The following is a 17854-nucleotide window of genomic DNA, read 5'->3' on the forward strand; positions in this document are numbered from 1 at the left end:
GTGGTGCTTCATGCCAGAAGGCAAAATTATAAAGGCGTTAAGCGGGTTTTATTACGTACTGGACGGCGAAGACTTGATCCAGTGCCGGGGCAGAGGGGTTTTCCGCAAGCGGAACATCACCCCTCTTGTCGGCGACTATGTGGAATATGAAGCGGAAAATGACAAGGAAGGCTATATTCTGTCGATTGGCGACCGTAAAAACGAACTGGTCAGACCGCCTATTTCGAATATCGATCAGGCTGTCCTTGTTTTTTCCGCCCTGGAGCCAACGTTCAGCACGATGCTGCTTGACCGTTTTCTAGTGCTGATTGAATCGAAAAACGTTGAGCCGGTCATTTGTGTGACCAAAATGGATTTAGTAGAGGATTCTAAAGGGCTGCAAGCGTTTATGGAGGATTACCGGACGATCGGCTACACCGTCGTGGAAACCTCTTCTGAAAAAATGGAAGGCTTAGTTGCGCTTGAGGATTATTTGGCTGGCAAAACATCGGTGTTTGCTGGGCAGTCCGGCGTAGGGAAATCATCGCTTTTAAATGCCATTCGACCTGAGCTGGAGTTGAAAACAGATGAAATTTCTTCTTCGCTCGGACGAGGAAAGCACACGACCCGCCATGTCGAGCTCATTCCCCTGTCAGGCGGACTTGTAGCCGATACACCGGGCTTCAGCTCTCTTGATTTTGACGGGATAGAAGTAGAAGACTTGTCAGACTGCTTTCCAGAAATGGCCGAACGCAGTGCTGCCTGCAAGTTTCGCGGCTGCATTCATTTAAATGAACCAAAGTGTGCCGTTAAGCAGGCAGTTGAAAAGGACGAAATTCCTTCTTACCGGTACGACCATTATCTTCAGTTTATCGAGGAAATTAAAGAAAGAAAGCCGAGGTATTAATGAATGATTAAAATTGCTCCTTCTATTTTATCCGCTGATTTTGCACGTCTTGGTGAGGAAATAAAAGATGTGGAAATGGGCGGAGCGGATTATATACATGTGGATGTGATGGACGGTCATTTCGTGCCGAACATTACGATTGGTCCGCTTATTGTGGAAGCAGTCCGTCCGGTGACGGATCTTCCGCTCGACGTTCATTTAATGATCAGCAATCCGGATGCATACATTGAAGCTTTTGCCAAAGCGGGGGCAGATATTATTACCGTGCACGCGGAAGCGTGTCCGCACCTGCACCGGACGATTCAGCTGATCCGTTCATACGGCATCAAAGCGGGAGTCGTGTTGAACCCTTCTACACCAGCAGACGTGCTGGAATACGTCATCCAGGACATTGATATGGTTTTGCTTATGACCGTGAATCCAGGTTTCGGCGGACAGTCCTTTATCGAGGCCGTTGTGCCGAAAATTCGGCGTGTGCGGGAAATGGTAACAACAGCAGGAGTGGATGTGGATATTGAAGTGGACGGGGGCGTGAACCCGGAAATTGCCAGAATCTGTGCTCAGGCGGGTGCGAACGTACTGGTCGCAGGATCAGCCATTTACAACGAAAAGGACCGGGCATCAGCCATTGCAGCTATTCGTGCTGCTGCTGAAGAAGCGTGATCAGTCATATTGTGGCTGGCGGACCCGAAAACGAAATCCCTGACCTTGTGACACACGCCTCGAACGAGGAGCAATGGATCGGAGTAGACCGCGGTGCCTTGTATTTACTGAACCGGGGTATTACGCCGACTGCTGCGGTTGGTGATTTTGATTCGGTGTCCAGGGAGGAATGGCTTCGAATTTCGGAAGCTGTGCCGGATCATGTTCAATTTCCTTCTGAAAAGAATGAAACAGACCTGGAAATCGCCTTAAGCAAAGCAGTGGTTCATCAGCCGGAGGCTATATACATATACGGGGCAACGGGTGGTCGGCTGGACCATTTTTTCGGGGCGGTCACGTTATTGCTTAAAGCAGAGCTTCCCTGCCCCGTTTATATTGTGGATAAGCAAAATGAAATTTCTGTTCATTTTCCGGGCACTACAGAAATTGTTCAAGATGAAGCGTTGCCGTTTGTTTCTTTTTTTGCAGCAGGTGAAAAAGTAGAAGGGCTTACGCTGGAAGGATTTAAATATCCACTGGCTGATTACACCGTCCAACAAGGCTCCTCCCGGTGTGTCAGCAACGAACTCCTCGAAAAAAAGGGGGTCTTTTCGTTTCGTTCCGGCATATTAATGATGATAAGAAGCCGTGACGGGAGGAGAAGCCGTTGAAATTTTATACGCTAAAGCTGCCGAAGTTTGTGGGAGGCATGATCCGGGTTGTGCTGTCCGCCGGAAAAAAAAGAAAATAAAAAAGCACCGGTGCCGGCTGGCACGGGTGCTTTTTTATGAACGGAAAAATTAAACGCGTTCAACTTTTCCAGATTTAAGTGCGCGGGCAGAAACCCAAACACGTTTTGGTTTACCGTCAACGAGGATACGAACCTTTTGAAGGTTAGCGCCCCATGTACGTTTACTTGAATTCATCGCGTGAGAGCGGTTGTTCCCAGTACGTGCTTTACGGCCAGAGATAACACATTTTTTTGGCATTGTATTCACTCCTTACTATTGAGGATCATCATTGTCTACGTTTTTATGTGCAAGACACTTAAATAATTTATCACACTCAACAAATGAATGCAACAGCTTTGAAGAAGTCTTTCAAGAAAAATCACTTGACAGTGAAAAGAAAGGCCATTCTGCTTGTGCAGTTGTGAAGTTATATAGAAATATAGTAAAATGAGTGTAGTTTGAATGGCGAGGAGGATTTTTTGTGACGATTGAATTAACGACAGAGCTCGGTCAAATTGATATTTCAAATGAAGTGATCGCCATGATTGCGGGCGGTGCGGCAGTGGACTGCTATGGTATTGTCGGCATGGCCTCGAAAAAACAGCTGAAAGACGGTATTGCTGAAATCTTGGGCCGTGAAAATTTCACGCGTGGTGTGATCGTTCGTCAGGAAGATGATCGCATTTTTATTGATATGTACATCATTGTCAGCTACGGGACAAAGATTTCTGAAGTGGCAAGCAACGTGCAGTCAAAAGTAAAATATACGCTTAATCAAACGGTCGGATTATCGGTCGATTCCGTTAATATTTTTGTACAGGGCGTACGGGTTACAAACCCGTAGTATGAGGAGGAAATTTTTGTGGGTATGACTTCATTGGACGGGCTGCGCTTCGCCAGGATGGTTCAGGCGGGTGCGCAGCATTTATCAGCAAATGCAGACATGGTCGATGCGCTGAATGTGTTTCCTGTTCCGGACGGGGACACGGGCACGAATATGAATTTATCGATGACATCAGGAGCAAAGGAAACAGAAGCATCAAAGCAGACACACTTCGGCAAAACAGCGGAAGCGCTGTCGAAGGGGCTGTTAATGGGCGCGCGCGGAAATTCAGGCGTCATTTTATCGCAGCTGTTCCGCGGTTTTTCAAAAGCCATTGCCCAAAAGCAGGAAGTATCCGCATTTGAGCTGGCTGCTGCTTTTGAAGCCGGTGTGCAAACCGCCTATAAAGCGGTGATGAAGCCGGTGGAAGGAACCATTTTAACAGTCGCAAAAGATGCTGCGAAAAAAGCAGTCGCCGTTTCTCAAAAAGAAACCGATGTGATTGCTGTGATGGAAGCTTTTGTGAAAGAAGGACAGGCTTCATTAAACCGGACGCCTGATCTTTTGCCTGTTTTAAAAGAAGTCGGCGTGGTGGACAGCGGCGGACAGGGCCTTTTGCTTGTATATGAAGGTTTTCTGGCAGAGCTAAAGGGAGAAGAACTTCCGGCAGCGCTCTCAACCCGCCAGGATATGACGGATCTTGTCAGTGCAGAGCATCATAAATCAATTCAAAGCTTTATGAATACGGAAGATATTGAATTTGGCTACTGTACGGAATTTATGGTGAAATTCGAAGAGGATAAACTGTCGCAGCACCCATTTTCTGAGGATCAGTTCCGCCATGAATTAAGCACATTCGGGGATTCCCTGCTGGTCATTTCGGATGACGAGATCGCCAAGGTGCATATTCATGCTGAGCATCCCGGTGATGTGTTAACAGTTGGCCAGAAATACGGCAGCTTAATTAATATGAAAATTGAAAACATGCGCGAGCAGCACAGCGCGATTACAGGATCTTCTTCGCAGCCTGCAGTATCACGACGGAAGCCTGCTGAAAAAGCAAAATATGGTGTGGTAGCCGTTGCCATGGGCTCAGGCGTAGCAGAGTTGTTTACAAGTATTGGCGCAACCGCAGTGATCGAGGGCGGTCAAACGATGAATCCATCAACAGAAGATATTGTAAAGGCCATTGATGACTGTCACGCTGAGCACGTATTTGTCCTGCCTAATAATAAAAACATTATCATGGCCGCAGAGCAGGCAGCTGAAGTGACAGGATCAAGCGTTTCCGTCATTGCAACAAAAACCGTGCCGCAGGGGCTTGCGGCGTTAATCGCCTTTAATCCGGATGGAACAGAGGATGCAAACCGTTCGGCTATGGCCTCTGCTTCTGCCCAGGTGAAAACAGGCCAGGTGACGCACGCTGTCCGTGACACAACGATCGATGGCATTGATATTAAAAAGAATGACTTTATGGGTCTAGCAGAAGGCAAAATCGTCGTTACCCACACCGAGAAAGTCGAAGCAGCTAAAGAACTTCTTCAATCATTGCTGGATGAGGAGTCAGAGATTGTGACGGTCATTTACGGAGAAGAAGCATCCGAAGAATCGGTCGAGCAGGTAACCGCCTTTATCGAAGCGGAATATCCGGACGCAGAAGTCGAAATTCACGACGGCAAGCAGCCGCTTTATCCATTTATTTTTTCGATTGAGTAAAAAAGAGAGAGGACCTTTTCTCTCTCTTTTTTCTTATTTTATTTAAAAGAAAGGGGGAATCATCATGATGGAGCTTGATCAGCCGGTTAGCGTGTTAAAGGGTGCGGGCAAGGAGACGGTTGAGTCGCTTGCTGCGATTGGAGTGATGACCGTTGGCGACCTGATGGAATTTGTTCCGGCCCGCTATGATGACATGCGGCTGAAGAGCCCGGAAGAAGCAGCGCACGATGAAAAAGTGACGATCGAAGGGACCGTCCAAACAGAACCATCGGTCATGTACTATGGAAAGAAAAAGTCACGGCTTACGTTTAAAATGCTGTCGGGTCCTCATTTGATCAACGTCACCTTTTTCAACCAGCCGTATTTAAAGAAAAAAGCGGCGATTGGCGAAACGGTAACGGTAACCGGAAAATGGGACCGCCACCGCCTTGCTGTATCTGGTCAGCTGCTTGAAGCAGGTGCTTATTCACGGGGCAGTGATTTTGAAGCCGTCTATTTGCTCCGCAACGCCATCCCTCTAAAACCGTTTCGAAAGCTCGTAAAACAGGCCATTGAGCTGTACGGCCAGTTTATCGAAGAAACGCTGCCCACCCGCCTCATCCAACAATACCGGTTAATGGAACGAAAAGAAGCAATCCGGGCGCTGCATTTTCCCCATTCCCATGATGAAATGAAGCAGGCGAGACGCCGGTTTGTCTATGAAGAATTTTTTTATTTTCAGCTGAAAATGCAAGCGTTGCGTAAAACAATTAGAGAGCAGTCAGGCGGCATTGTGCAAAAGTATGACCTTGCCAAATTAAAGAGCCTTATTGACTCGCTGCCATTTGAATTAACCGGTGCGCAAAAAAAAGCAGTGAATGACATTTGCGCAGACATGAAATCCCCGTACCGGATGAACCGGCTGCTGCAAGGGGACGTTGGCAGCGGAAAAACAGCTGTTGCGACGCTGGCGCTTTATGCGTCCGTCACCGCCGGCTATCAGGGGGCTTTAATGGTACCGACCGAGATTTTGGCTGAGCAGCACGCGCAGTCTTTGCATGACATGCTGGCTCCTTTTGGCTTAACGACCGCGCTGCTGACCGGAACCGTGAAAGGCAAAAAGCGAAAAGCGCTGCTTGAAGCGCTTGAAGCGGGTGAGATTGATATTTTAATCGGCACGCATGCGCTCATTCAGGATGACGTTGTTTTTCAAAAGCTCGGTCTTGTGATCACCGATGAACAGCACCGGTTTGGTGTGAATCAGCGTCGTGTTCTTCGCTCAAAGGGTGAAAACCCGGATGTTTTGTTTATGACAGCGACCCCGATTCCGCGAACGCTTGCCATCACTGTTTTTGGCGAAATGGACGTATCGATTATTAATGAGATGCCTGCCGGGCGCAAAGCGATCGAAACATATTGGGCAAAAAAAGAAATGCTCGGGCGGGTGCTGGATTTCACGGAAAAAGAACTTCAAAAAGGACGCCAGGCGTATGTGATTTGCCCGCTCATCGAAGAATCGGAAAAGCTCGATTTTCAAAATGCGCTGGATGTTCATGCACAGCTTACCAATCATTTCCATGGGTCCTTTTCTGTCGGGCTTATGCACGGACGCTTGAACAGCGAGGAAAAGGATCAGGTGATGAAAGCCTTCAGCTCGAACGAATTGAATGTCCTGGTGTCCACGACCGTTGTGGAAGTCGGTGTAAATGTGCCGAATGCAACGGTAATGATCATTTATGATGCCGAGCGGTTTGGCCTGTCACAGCTGCATCAGCTGCGCGGGCGTGTGGGACGCGGGACAGAGCAGTCGTACTGCATGCTGATTGCCGATCCGAAGTCGGAAGCCGGAAAAGAGCGGATGACGGCGATGACAGAAACGAACGATGGATTTGTGTTAAGTGAAAAGGATTTGGAGCTGCGCGGTCCCGGTGATTTCTTCGGCCGGAAGCAAAGCGGGCTGCCTGAATTTAAAATGGCCGATATGGTGCACGACTACCGGGCGCTTGAAACGGCACGCGAGGATGCGAAGGAGCTGATCAATGATCCGGCCTTTTGGACAGACAGTGAGTACGTTCATCTCCGGTCGATGCTCACCAACTCCGGCGTTCTGGCTGGCGAAAAGCTCGACTAAGAATGCAAGTTAACTCTTGCATTCTTTTTTTGTTCACTTTATACTGATTTTTAGTACCTAGTCCTAATATCGGATGGTGGGATGAAAGATGAGGAAATCAAAAAAAGAGCGGCAGGAACGGCTGCAGCTGACAATACAGGAAAACCCGTTTGTTACGGATGAAGAGCTGGCGCAGGAATTTAACGTAAGCGTTCAAACGATTCGGCTTGACCGAATGGAGCTGTCGATTCCAGAGCTCCGTGAGCGCATTAAATATGTAGCGGAAAAAAACATGCAGGATGAAGTGCGGTCTTTGCCCATTGAAGAAGTGATCGGTGATATTATTGACATTGAGCTGGACAGCAGCGCCATTTCTCTTTTTGATGTGAAAAAAGAGCATGTGTTTACACGCAACGGAATTGCACGGGGCCATCATTTATTTGCTCAGGCCAATTCACTCGCGGTCGCTGTGATCAATGATGAAATGGCGTTAACGGGAAAAGCGGAAATTAAGTTCACACAGCCCGTGAAAGAAGGCAGCCGTGTGATCGCAAAAGCGAAAGTAACAGGATCTGAAAAAGGATGGACCACTGTCGTTGTGTCAAGCTTTGTCGGCAGCGACCTCGTGTTCCGTGGTGAGTTCACGATGTTCCGTGCACCTTCTTCAGAAAAGGGGGAAAAACATGAAGCTCGCAATTGATGCAATGGGCGGCGACCACGCACCGGAGCAAATCATCGCCGGTGTGAACCGTGCCTTAAAAGATATGCCGGATTTAGAGCTGCTCATTTTTGGCGATCAGGCCAAAATTGCACCGCTGCTCGAAGAAAGCGCCCGGGCAGAAATAGTGCACGCGCCGGATGTGATTCTCGGCACAGACGAGCCGGTTCGTGCCGTCCGCCGAAAAAAGGACTCTTCTTTAGTGATGATGGCACAGGCGGTTGCAGACCAACAAGCCGCCGCCTGTGTGTCAGCAGGAAATACAGGGGCTTTAATGGCAGCCGGGTTATTCGTTGTCGGCCGGATTGAAGGCGTTGAGCGGCCCGCTTTAGCGCCGACGTTTCCGACAGTGGACGGAGCTGGCTTTGTCATGCTGGACGCTGGAGCGAATTCGGATGCAAAGCCAGAGCATTTGCTCCAGTATGCGGTGATGGGTTCGGTTTACGCAGAAAAGGTTCGGGGAATCGAAAAGCCGCGAGTCGGACTTTTAAACATTGGAACCGAAGAGAAAAAGGGCAATGATTTAACAAAAGCGGCATACAAACTGTTAAGCGATGCACCGGATCTTCACTTCATTGGAAATGTTGAATCAAGAGAGCTCCTGAATGGCGTGGCGGATGTTGTCGTCACGGATGGATTTACCGGGAATATGGTGCTGAAAACGATCGAAGGCAGCGCGCTGTCCATTTTTTCGATGCTGAAAACCGCCCTGACGGCATCCGCAAAATCAAAAATAGGCGCGTTGCTTTTAAAAGACGAGCTGCGCGGCTTAAAAAACAAGATGGATTACGCTGAATATGGCGGTGCCGGTCTTTTCGGCTTAAGGGCGCCTGTTATTAAAGCGCACGGCTCGTCTGATGCCAATGCGTTTTATCATGCGATTGAGCAGGCTCATAAAATGGCACAGGCGAATGTGCCAGCCATCATTCAATCACAAATTGCCAGTGGAAAGGAATGACGAAAGTAATGGGGAAAATCGCGTTTGTTTTTCCGGGACAGGGTTCCCAGACAGTCGGCATGGGAAAGTCGCTTGCTGATCAGCACCTGTCCATTCAAGAAATGCTGCAAAAAGCAGATGAAAAACTGGGGTACTCGTTAACCGATCTGATGTTTAACGGCCCTGAAGATAAACTAACGTTAACATCAAATGCGCAGCCGGCACTGCTTGCGGCAAGCATGGCCGTGCTTAAACGGTTTGAAGAAGAAGGCATTAAGCCGGATTACACAGCGGGACACAGTCTCGGTGAATACTCAGCCCTTACAGCAGCTGGAGCGATTACATATGAGGAAGCCGTCTGGGCAGTTCACCAGCGCGGCAATTTAATGGAAGAAGCTGTCCCTGCAGGTCAGGGTGCCATGGCGGCTGTTCTCGGCATGGACCGAGCTGCGCTGGAAGAAATCGTCTCACGCATTTCGGATGAAGGGGATGTTGTCGCGGCAGCGAATTTTAACTGCCCTGGCCAAATCGTCATTTCCGGTTCGAAAGAAGGAGTGGAGCGGGCATCTGAACAGCTTAAGGAAAAAGGGGCTAAACGGGTGATTCCGTTAAATGTCAGCGGTCCGTTTCACTCGCCGTTAATGAAGCCGGCAGCTGAAAAATTGCGCTCTGTGCTTCAGGAAGCGAATGTGCAGTCAAGCCATGTGCCGGTGATCGCCAATGTGGACGCCAAGCCGGTGCAGGATGCCGAGTCGATCAAAGAAAACCTGGTGAAGCAGCTTTATTCCCCTGTTCTTTGGGAAGACAGCATTCAAACGCTGCTTGATGCGGGTGTTGATACGTTTGTTGAAATTGGACCCGGCACGGTGCTGTCCGGTTTGATTAAAAAAGTAAACCGCCGCGTTCGCACATTTGCCATCAGTGATGAAGAATCGATTGTGAAAGCAGCGGCTGCGATCAAGGAGGATGGACAATGAATTTAACAGGAAAAACAGCGCTTGTGACGGGCGCCTCACGCGGAATCGGCAAAGCAATTGCTCTTGAGCTTGCGCGCCTTGGCGCCGATGTTGCCGTGAACTTTGCCGGCAGCGAGCAAAAAGCAAAGGAAGTGGCAGACGAAATTCAATCGATGGGCCGCCGCTCCTTTATCGTTCAATGTGACATATCAGACAGCGATGCTGTGTCAGCGATGGTGAAAGAAACGGTCGAGCAGTTCGGGCGCCTTGATATTCTAGTGAACAATGCGGGCATCACGCGTGACAACTTGCTGATGCGCATGAAGGAACAGGAATGGGATGACGTGATTGACACGAATTTAAAAGGTGTGTTCCTTTGCACAAAAGCGGTCACACGCCAGATGATGAAGCAAAGAAGCGGCCGGATCATTAACATTTCTTCGGTTGTCGGCCGGATCGGAAATGCAGGCCAGGCAAACTATACAGCCGCTAAAGCGGGCGTGATCGGCTTAACAAAAGCGTCCGCACGTGAGCTTGCACCGCGCGGCATTACAGTCAATGCCATTGCACCCGGCTTTATTGCGACGGACATGACAGATGAACTGCCGGCAGAAGCAAAAGAACAGCTTCTTACGCAAATTCCACTCGGCGCATTAGGTGAAACAGCGGATATCGCGGCTTCAGCGGCCTTTTTGGCAAGTGACGGTGCGAAATACATTACCGGACAAGTGCTCGGGGTAGACGGCGGCATGGCGATGTAAGAAAAAGCGTGTTTTGGCACGGTGTTTCGTCTATAATACTTGAGGGGAGGTGAATCATAGTGGCAGATGTATTAGAACGTGTAACAAAAATTATCGTGGATCGTCTTGGCGTGGAAGAATCACAAATCAACCTTGATGCAAAATTCAAGGAAGATCTTGGTGCGGATTCTTTGGACGTTGTTGAGCTTGTTATGGAGCTTGAGGATGAATTCGATATGGAAATTTCCGATGATGACGCGGAAAATATTACGACGGTAGGCGACGCTGTAACGTACATAAACAGCAAAAACTAATCGTCCTTTTGGGGCAGATCCGTTTAATCGGATCTGCTTTTTCAATTTTATGAACAAGCGCAGAACCACTGCGCTTTTAATTGTTTTGCGCTATGCCTTTTTTTGGGCTAAACTATTTTTGTGTGCATTTTATCATTGCGGAGGAACGAGGATGAAAAAAACAAACCGGGAGCAGCGCTATTCTGAACGGAAAAACAATGAATTTAAAGAGTTTCAGGAGAAGATGGGCGTTCGCTTTCAAAATGAATCATTGTTAAAACAAGCATTTACCCATTCGTCATATGTAAACGAACATCGCAGAAAGCCATATGAGGACAATGAGCGTCTTGAGTTTTTAGGCGACGCTGTATTAGAGCTGACGGTGTCACAGTTTTTATACAAAACCTATCCGGTTATGTCGGAAGGAGAACTGACAAAGCTCCGGGCTGCGGTTGTTTGTGAGCCATCGCTTGTGACATTTGCAAATGAGCTTCAATTCGGCAAGCTTATTTTACTCGGAAAAGGCGAAGAAATGACTGGCGGAAGGTTGCGTCCGGCCCTGCTGGCAGACGTATTTGAAGCATACATCGGCGCGCTTTATTTGGATCAGGGAATGGAAGCAGTTCTTCCATTTTTGGAGAACGCCGTTTTTCCGAAAATCAGCGCGGGTGCTTTTTCGCACGTCATGGACTTTAAAAGCCAGCTGCAGGAGTATGTTCAGCGTGAATTAAAAGGCGCACCGTCTTACCGGATTTTAGAAGAAAAAGGTCCGGCGCATAACAAAGAGTTTATTACAGAAGTATCACTGAACGGGGCGGTCCTTGGAACAGGAAGCGGCCGTTCGAAAAAGGAAGCCGAGCAATTTGCAGCCCGAATGGCTCTGGAGCACGTTAAAGAATCGAAGTAGAAGACAGGTGGAAAAGAATGATCCTGAAAAAGCTTGATATAGCGGGATTCAAATCGTTTGCAGGAAAAGTAACCATTGATTTTATGCCCGGTGTGACCGCAGTAGTCGGACCGAATGGTTCAGGAAAAAGCAATATTACCGAGGCCATCCGCTGGGTGCTTGGCGAGCAGTCGGCCAAAAACCTGCGAGGCGGAAAAATGGAGGATGTCATTTTCTCCGGAAGTGATTCGAGAAGGCGGCTGAATGAAGCGGACGTGACCATCACTCTCGACAATCGGGACGGGGCGCTTCCGCTTGATTACAGTGAGGTAAGCATCACTCGCCGCGTAAACCGGAACGGAGACAGCGGCTTCTTTATAAACAAGCAAAGCTGCCGGCTAAAAGACATTATTGAATTGTTTATGGACTCGGGACTCGGACGTGGGGCATTTTCGATTATCGGCCAGGGGCGGGTAGATGAAATTTTAAACAGCCGTCCGGAAGAGCGCCGGTCCATTTTTGAAGAAGCAGCGGGCGTTCTTAAGTACAAAACGCGTAAAAAGCAGGCAGAGCTTAAGCTTGCTGAGACAGAGGAAAACGTCAGCCGCGTTCAGGATATTCTGTATGAGCTGGAGCAGCGGGTAGAGCCGCTGGCGATTCAAGCTGCCGCCGCGAAAGACTTTCTTGATAAAAAGAAAGAGCTGAAAGAGATAGAAGCAGCGGTTTGGGCGCATGATATTGCCGAGTCGCACGCTCAATGGGAAGAACGTAAAAAAGACCGGGAGCATCAAGAACGGCAGGCGTCAAGGTTTAGTGAAGAAGCAGAACGTGCAGAAGCGCGAATCCGGACGCTCGAGCAGGAAATAAAAGAGCTGTCAGCAGGAGAAGAGGACGCACAGCAATCGTTTATAACGGTCATTGAAACGCTGGAAAAAATCGAAGGACGACGCCAGCTGATGGATGAACGGCAAAAAAATGCAGCGTTTAACGAAGAAAAGCTGCTTAAATCCATAAAAGAAGCGGAAGAAAAAGAGCGCGATGTACAAAAGGCTTTAACAGAGGCCAATGCCCTTGCGCAAACGAAGAAAAGCGAGCTTGAGCAGCTGAAAGCAGCAGCGGAAGAAAAAGAAGCGCTGCTTCAGTCGGTCTCAAAAGCAGACGGTGAATCATTAGAATCACTGAAAGCAGACTACATTGACTGTTTAAGTCAGGAAGCCGCTCTGAAAAATGAACGGCTTGAAATTGACCGTCAAATCGAACGGCTGACCGCCCGCTTTGAACGGATGGGTGGCCATAATGATCACTTCTTGACTGAGAGAGCTGCGCTGGAAAAAGAGCATAAGCAGATCGAAGAAGCCCGCCTGGCAGCAGAGCGGCAATTAAACGAGCATACAACCGCTTATCGAGAAGCAAAGCGCGAGCGGGATCAGCTGAAAGAAACGCTTGATAAAAAGCGCAATGCTTTGTACAAAGCCTATCAGATTTTGCAGGAAGCCGTATCGAGACGTGACATGCTGGCATCTATGGAAGAAGATTATTCTGGCTTTTTTTCCGGCGTGAAAGAAGTGCTGAAAGAAAAAAACGGCCGTCTTTCCGGTGTCGTTGGCGCTGCCGCTGAGCTGATCCGCGTGCCGTCAAAATTTGAAATGGCGATTGAAACAGCACTTGGCGGAGCTCTCCAGCACATTGTTGTGCAGGATGAGGCTTCTGCCAGACAAGCGATCGCCTACTTAAAGCAGCATAAATTTGGCCGTGCCACATTTCTCCCTTTATCTGCTGTGAAAGAAAAAACCATTCCTGACCATTTGTTGGCGTCTATTCGAACTATCGATGGCTTTCTTGGCACAGCATTGGAGCTGGTGCAGTTTGACAGCCAGTACGTTCGTGCGGCAGGCCATTTGCTTGGCAATGTGGTGATCGCCACCTCGCTGGAAGAAGCAAATGGAATTGCCCGCCGGCTGAACCATCGTTACCGCGTTGTGACACTGGACGGGGATGTGGTGAACGCCGGGGGCTCCATGACAGGTGGTTCAACAAAAAAAACAGGCGCTTCTTTGCTTGGCAGGAAAAACGAACTGGATACATTAAGCAGCCAGATTGAACACATGCAGCAAAAAACAGCCGAGGCGGAAAAAGAAGTGAAATCTCTTCAAGACCGCTCTGCTGAAAGTGACCGGCTTGTTGCGCAGCTTGAAGAAACCGGAGAGTTGTACCGGCAAGGGCTTCAGGAAGCGAAAAACCAGCAGCTGGAATGGTCCTTTAATGAACAGTCCGTGAATGACCGGCTTGCTCTTTACGATGCGGAAAAACGGGAATTTCAAGAAGAAAAAGACCGGCTTGAACAGCGGAAGAAAACCGTTCATGCCTCGCTTGATAAGGTCGGACAGACGATGCGTGACCTTGATGAGCAAATGGCTTTCAAAGAAAAAGAGCAAAAAACGGCTTTTTCAGAGAAAGATCGGCTAACCGAATTCATGAATGAGATTCGTCCGAAAATAGCTGTACTAGATGAGCAGCTTGCTGCAGCGGGCCAGCAGGCATCACGGCTGCAGGAGGACTGGAGAGCGGTTCAAAAGCAGCTTGTAAACTTGCGCGAGGAGCAGGCCTTTATTCAAAATGAACAGTCTGACAGTGGATCAACAGGGCTGACGCTGGCTCAGCAGTCCGAGGAACAGGCGGCCGAAAAGGACCGCCTGTCAAAGCGGCTTGCGACGTTAAAATCAGCGCGGGCGGGCAAGTCCGCTCAGCTTGAGTCAGAATCAGCTTCTATGCAGGAATCAATGCGTCTATTAAAAGGGCTGACGGAATCGGTCCGGGCTCATGATGTGGCGATTGCCCGGCTGGATGTGGAAATCGATACGCTTCTTCAAAAGTTAAATGAGCAGTATAGCTTAACATTTGAGGAAGCGAGAGAAAGGCACCCTTTAACGCGCCCGGTTGAAGAAGCAAGAAGAGCGGTCAGGCTGATTAAAAAGGCCATTGACGAGCTTGGAGATGTGAATATCGGGGCGATTGAAGAATATGAAACGACCTTTGAACGGGTCACGTTTTTACGCGGTCAAAAAGACGATTTAGAAGAAGCAAAGTCAACGCTTCGGGATGTCATGAGCGAAATGGATACCGAAATGTCGCGCCGGTTTTCTGAAACATTTGAAGCGATAAAAGCAGAATTTCAGCCGGCGTTTACGAAGCTGTTCGGCGGCGGCCGCGCAGAGCTCAGGCTGACGGACCCAAAAGACATATTAAACGCAGGCGTCGATATCTCAGCGATGCCGCCGGGCAAAAAATTGCAGCATTTAAGCTTGCTTTCCGGTGGAGAAAGGGCATTAACGGCGATCGCTCTCTTGTTTGCCATTTTGCGCGTCCGGCCCGTTCCTTTTTGTATTTTGGATGAAGTGGAGGCGGCACTGGATGAAGCGAATGTTCACCGGTTCAGCCGCTACTTAAAAGAATTCAGTGCAGATACACAGTTTATCGTCATCACCCACCGGAAACAAACGATGGAGGAGGCCGATGCTCTTTATGGCGTCGCTATGCAGGAATCCGGCGTCACAAGCTTAGTATCGGTAAGACTCGAAGAAGCCGCAACATGATAGAAGAAAGGAAGGAAATCGATGAGCTTTTTTAAAAAATTAAAAGACAAATTTTCCGGTTCACAGGAACAGGAGCAAACAACGGAAAAGTATACAGAAGGATTGAAAAAATCCCGGTCCGGCTTTTCCGAAAAAATGAACAATTTGTTTGCCCGCTATCGAAAGATTGATGAAGATTTCTTTGAAGAGCTTGAAGAAATTTTAATTGGAGCGGATGTCGGCTTTGACACTGTGATGGAATTAATTGATGAACTGAAGATGGAAGTGAAACGAAAAAACACAAGCGAGCCCGAAGCCATCCGTGACATCATGACGGAAAAGTTTGTCGAGATTTACGCTGGAGAAGAAAAAGAAGAAATGTCTTCTGAGCTGAATATACAGGAGGACTTGACCGTTATCCTGTTTGTCGGCGTTAATGGAGTCGGCAAAACAACCACAATCGGCAAGCTTGCCCATCAATTTAAGTCAGAAGGCAAAAAAGTCATGATGGCCGCCGGTGATACATTCCGTGCGGGTGCGATTGATCAGCTTGAGGAGTGGGGCCGGCGTACCGGTGTGGACGTGATCAAGCAAGCGGAAGGCTCCGATCCGGCAGCTGTCATGTACGATGCTGTGCGTGCGGCAAAATCCCGCGGGGCTGACATTCTGCTGTGCGATACAGCCGGACGGCTTCAAAACAAAGTCAATTTAATGAACGAGCTTCAAAAAGTAAAGCGTGTGATCGAGCGGGAAATTCCAGCTGCTCCTCACGAGGTGCTGCTCGTTGTTGATGCGACAACCGGTCAAAATGCACTGATTCAGGCGAAGACGTTTAAAGAAGCGACCGATGTGTCCGGGCTTGTTTTGACAAAGCTTGACGGAACAGCAAAAGGCGGGATTGTTCTAGCGATTCGCAAAGAGCTTGGCGTACCGGTGAAATTTGTCGGTCTGGGTGAAAAAATGGACGACCTTCAGCCATTCGATGCTGAGAAATACGCCTATGGACTTTTTGCACAGGCGTTTGAAGAAAAAGAAAAGCCTGACAATCAACCGGCGGACGACGAATAACCCATCCTTTTCTGATTCTTGACAGGATAAAGGTTAGCGGGTACACTGTTTTAGTGTAAAGGTTTTTCACTTAACAAAGGAGGGGCAGCCGTGCTTGAAAAAACGATGCGGATGAATTATCTGTATGATTTTTATCAGATGCTTCTGACCGACAAACAGCGCAGCTATATGTCCCTGTACTACCTGGATGATTATTCGCTTGGTGAAATTGCCGATGAATATGAAGTGAGCCGCCAGGCGGTCTATGATAATATAAAACGCACAGAAGCCATGCTTGAAGAATATGAAGCAAAGCTTGGGTTGCTGAAAAAATTCCAACAGCGCCAAATGCTCATCGATCAGCTGAAGCAACAAGCAGATGCAGATGCGATGGCAATGCTTGAAGCGCTCGAGGAACTTGAATAGGGGGACTGCATGATGGCGTTTGAAGGATTAGCCGAACGACTGCAGGGAACGATGCAGAAGATTCGCGGCAAAGGGAAAGTATCCGAATCCGACGTTAAAGAAATGATGCGGGAAGTGCGTCTGGCTCTTTTAGAAGCGGATGTTAACTTTAAAGTCGTCAAACAATTTGTTAAAAAAGTAAGCGAACGGTCTGTCGGCCAGGAAGTCATGAAAAGCTTAACGCCAGGCCAGCAGGTTATAAAAGTTGTAAAAGAAGAGCTGACCGAGTTAATGGGCGGCGAAGAAAGCCGAATTGGCACAGCAAAGCGCCCGCCGACGGTTATCATGATGGTCGGACTTCAAGGAGCCGGGAAAACGACAACGACGGGGAAGCTGGCGAACCTGCTTCGTAAAAAGTATAACCGTAAGCCGCTTCTCGTTGCTGCGGATATTTACCGCCCGGCAGCGATTAAGCAGCTTGAAACGCTCGGCAAGCAGCTGGATATGCCTGTGTTTTCTCTCGGTGACCAGGTAAGCCCGGTGGAAATTGCGAAACAAGCGATCCAAAAAGCAAAAGACGACCATTTGGATTACGTCTTAATTGATACTGCCGGCCGTCTCCACATCGACGAAGGGCTGATGGACGAGCTTAAGCAAATTAAAGAGCTGTCCTCACCGGAAGAGATTTTTCTCGTTGTGGATTCCATGACTGGGCAGGATGCTGTAAATGTGGCGGAAAGCTTTAATGAGCAGCTGGGCATTACCGGTGTCGTTCTTACAAAACTCGATGGAGATACGCGCGGGGGGGCTGCTCTGTCCATCCGTGCGGTAACCGGCAAGCCGATCAAATTTGTCGGTATGGGGGAAAAGCTGGACGCACTGGAGTCATTTCATCCTGAACGGATGGCCTCTCGTATTCTCGGAATGGGCGATGTGCTGTCGCTCATTGAAAAAGCGCAGACAAACGTGGATGAAACAAAGGCAAAAGAGCTGGAGCAAAAAATGCGGACGATGTCGTTTACATTTGACGACTTTTTAGATCAGCTCGGCCAGGTTCGTTCCATGGGACCGCTGGATGAGATTTTAAAGATGCTGCCGGGTGCAAACAAAATGAAGGGCTTAAACAATGTGCAGGTCGATGAAAAACAAATCGGCCGTGTGGAAGCTATCATCCGGTCGATGACAAAAGATGAAAAACAGCAGCCGGAGATCATTAATTCCGGACGGCGCAAACGGATCGCCCGTGGTTCAGGCACGTCTATTCAGGAAGTAAACCGACTGCTCAAGCAGTTTGAGGACATGAAAAAAATGATGAAGCAAATGTCCTCTATGCAGCAAAAAGGCAAGAAAAAAGGCGGCATGCCAAAGCTTCCTTTTATGTGATAAAAGGGAATTTTAATCTGTAAAGAAAAA

The 17854-nt window shown here is 48.6% G+C and carries 18 protein-coding genes; 17 read left to right on the forward strand and 1 reads right to left on the reverse strand.

Annotation, left to right across the window (positions count from 1 at the left end; all coding sequences use genetic code 11):
- Positions 1-10: 10 nt before the first annotated feature.
- The 4 genes from rsgA to spoVM are packed head-to-tail and all read left to right on the forward strand — an operon-like array spanning position 11 to position 2279.
- Positions 11-886 carry a ribosome small subunit-dependent GTPase A gene (gene rsgA, locus BW952_RS07915; RefSeq protein WP_045850134.1) on the forward strand — a complete coding sequence of 292 codons (876 nt, stop codon included), beginning with the start codon at positions 11-13 and terminating at the stop codon, positions 884-886.
- Between the two features lie 3 nt (positions 887-889).
- On the forward strand, positions 890-1549 hold the full coding sequence (rpe, locus tag BW952_RS07920; RefSeq protein WP_045850133.1) for a ribulose-phosphate 3-epimerase: 660 nt from the start codon (positions 890-892) through the stop codon (positions 1547-1549).
- Positions 1546-2199, forward strand: a complete 654-nt coding sequence (locus BW952_RS07925) for a thiamine diphosphokinase (RefSeq protein ID WP_045850132.1) — start codon at positions 1546-1548, stop codon at positions 2197-2199. The genes rpe and BW952_RS07925 overlap by 4 nt, the downstream gene beginning before the upstream one ends.
- Positions 2196-2279, forward strand: coding sequence for a stage V sporulation protein SpoVM (gene spoVM / locus BW952_RS19870; RefSeq protein WP_045850131.1), 84 nt, complete (start codon positions 2196-2198; stop codon positions 2277-2279). Before BW952_RS07925 ends, spoVM begins: the two co-directional genes overlap by 4 nt.
- A gap of 49 nt (positions 2280-2328) precedes the next feature.
- Here the strand turns inward: spoVM and rpmB are convergent, their stop codons facing one another.
- On the reverse strand, positions 2329-2517 hold the full coding sequence (gene rpmB / locus BW952_RS07935) for a 50S ribosomal protein L28 (RefSeq protein WP_045850130.1): 189 nt from the start codon (positions 2515-2517) through the stop codon (positions 2329-2331).
- A gap of 223 nt (positions 2518-2740) precedes the next feature.
- Between rpmB and BW952_RS07940 the strand changes: the two genes are divergently transcribed.
- The 13 genes from BW952_RS07940 (at position 2741) to ffh (ending at position 17824) form a co-directional block, all read left to right on the forward strand.
- Positions 2741-3103 carry an Asp23/Gls24 family envelope stress response protein gene (locus BW952_RS07940; RefSeq protein WP_045850129.1) on the forward strand — a complete coding sequence of 121 codons (363 nt, stop codon included), beginning with the start codon at positions 2741-2743 and terminating at the stop codon, positions 3101-3103.
- 18 nt (positions 3104-3121) lie between these two features.
- Entirely contained in the window at positions 3122-4798 is a 1677-nt protein-coding gene (locus tag BW952_RS07945) for a DAK2 domain-containing protein (RefSeq protein WP_045850128.1), read from the forward strand.
- Between the two features lie 64 nt (positions 4799-4862).
- A complete protein-coding gene (recG, locus tag BW952_RS07950) occupies positions 4863-6908 on the forward strand; it encodes an ATP-dependent DNA helicase RecG (protein ID WP_045850127.1) in 2046 nt (681 codons plus the stop codon).
- A gap of 88 nt (positions 6909-6996) precedes the next feature.
- Positions 6997-7587 carry a transcription factor FapR gene (gene fapR / locus BW952_RS07955; protein WP_045850126.1) on the forward strand — a complete coding sequence of 197 codons (591 nt, stop codon included), beginning with the start codon at positions 6997-6999 and terminating at the stop codon, positions 7585-7587.
- The gene (gene plsX, locus BW952_RS07960) at positions 7571-8563 is read left to right on the forward strand and encodes a phosphate acyltransferase PlsX (RefSeq protein ID WP_045850125.1); all 993 of its coding nucleotides are present in this window, start codon (positions 7571-7573) and stop codon (positions 8561-8563) included. Before fapR ends, plsX begins: the two co-directional genes overlap by 17 nt.
- Positions 8564-8571: 8 nt before the next feature.
- Positions 8572-9519 (forward strand): ACP S-malonyltransferase, encoded by a 948-nt coding sequence (gene fabD, locus BW952_RS07965; RefSeq protein ID WP_045850176.1) that lies wholly within the window; start codon positions 8572-8574, stop codon positions 9517-9519.
- Positions 9516-10259 carry a 3-oxoacyl-[acyl-carrier-protein] reductase gene (gene fabG / locus BW952_RS07970; RefSeq protein WP_045850124.1) on the forward strand — a complete coding sequence of 248 codons (744 nt, stop codon included), beginning with the start codon at positions 9516-9518 and terminating at the stop codon, positions 10257-10259. Before fabD ends, fabG begins: the two co-directional genes overlap by 4 nt.
- Positions 10260-10318: 59 nt before the next feature.
- Positions 10319-10552, forward strand: a complete 234-nt coding sequence (gene acpP / locus BW952_RS07975; protein WP_045850123.1) for an acyl carrier protein — start codon at positions 10319-10321, stop codon at positions 10550-10552.
- 151 nt (positions 10553-10703) lie between these two features.
- Positions 10704-11438, forward strand: a complete 735-nt coding sequence (gene rnc / locus BW952_RS07980; protein WP_045850122.1) for a ribonuclease III — start codon at positions 10704-10706, stop codon at positions 11436-11438.
- A gap of 17 nt (positions 11439-11455) precedes the next feature.
- Entirely contained in the window at positions 11456-15010 is a 3555-nt protein-coding gene (gene smc / locus BW952_RS07985) for a chromosome segregation protein SMC (RefSeq protein WP_045850121.1), read from the forward strand.
- 21 nt (positions 15011-15031) lie between these two features.
- Entirely contained in the window at positions 15032-16057 is a 1026-nt protein-coding gene (gene ftsY / locus BW952_RS07990) for a signal recognition particle-docking protein FtsY (protein ID WP_045850120.1), read from the forward strand.
- Positions 16058-16147: 90 nt separating this feature from the next.
- Positions 16148-16462 (forward strand): putative DNA-binding protein, encoded by a 315-nt coding sequence (locus BW952_RS07995; protein ID WP_045850119.1) that lies wholly within the window; start codon positions 16148-16150, stop codon positions 16460-16462.
- A 12-nt stretch (positions 16463-16474) separates the two neighbouring features.
- The gene (ffh, locus tag BW952_RS08000; RefSeq protein ID WP_045850118.1) at positions 16475-17824 is read left to right on the forward strand and encodes a signal recognition particle protein; all 1350 of its coding nucleotides are present in this window, start codon (positions 16475-16477) and stop codon (positions 17822-17824) included.
- Positions 17825-17854 lie beyond the last annotated feature (30 nt).

The sequence above is a fragment of the Domibacillus enclensis genome (genome assembly GCF_900156125.1).
In the GTDB taxonomy this organism is placed as follows: Bacteria; Bacillota; Bacilli; order Bacillales; family Domibacillaceae; genus Domibacillus; species Domibacillus enclensis.

Coding starts and splice junctions, on each gene's coding strand:
- rnc (WP_045850122.1), top strand. CDS start 10,704: ATGAAAAAAACAAACCGGGAGCAGCGCTATTCTGAACGGAAAAACAAT.
- ftsY (WP_045850120.1), top strand. CDS start 15,032: ATGAGCTTTTTTAAAAAATTAAAAGACAAATTTTCCGGTTCACAGGAA.
- rpe (WP_045850133.1), top strand. CDS start 890: ATGATTAAAATTGCTCCTTCTATTTTATCCGCTGATTTTGCACGTCTT.
- fabD (WP_045850176.1), top strand. CDS start 8,572: ATGGGGAAAATCGCGTTTGTTTTTCCGGGACAGGGTTCCCAGACAGTC.
- plsX (WP_045850125.1), top strand. CDS start 7,571: ATGAAGCTCGCAATTGATGCAATGGGCGGCGACCACGCACCGGAGCAA.
- fabG (WP_045850124.1), top strand. CDS start 9,516: ATGAATTTAACAGGAAAAACAGCGCTTGTGACGGGCGCCTCACGCGGA.
- recG (WP_045850127.1), top strand. CDS start 4,863: ATGATGGAGCTTGATCAGCCGGTTAGCGTGTTAAAGGGTGCGGGCAAG.
- smc (WP_045850121.1), top strand. CDS start 11,456: ATGATCCTGAAAAAGCTTGATATAGCGGGATTCAAATCGTTTGCAGGA.
- fapR (WP_045850126.1), top strand. CDS start 6,997: ATGAGGAAATCAAAAAAAGAGCGGCAGGAACGGCTGCAGCTGACAATA.
- rsgA (WP_045850134.1), top strand. CDS start 11: ATGCCAGAAGGCAAAATTATAAAGGCGTTAAGCGGGTTTTATTACGTA.
- rpmB (WP_045850130.1), bottom strand. CDS start 2,517: ATGCCAAAAAAATGTGTTATCTCTGGCCGTAAAGCACGTACTGGGAAC.
- ffh (WP_045850118.1), top strand. CDS start 16,475: ATGGCGTTTGAAGGATTAGCCGAACGACTGCAGGGAACGATGCAGAAG.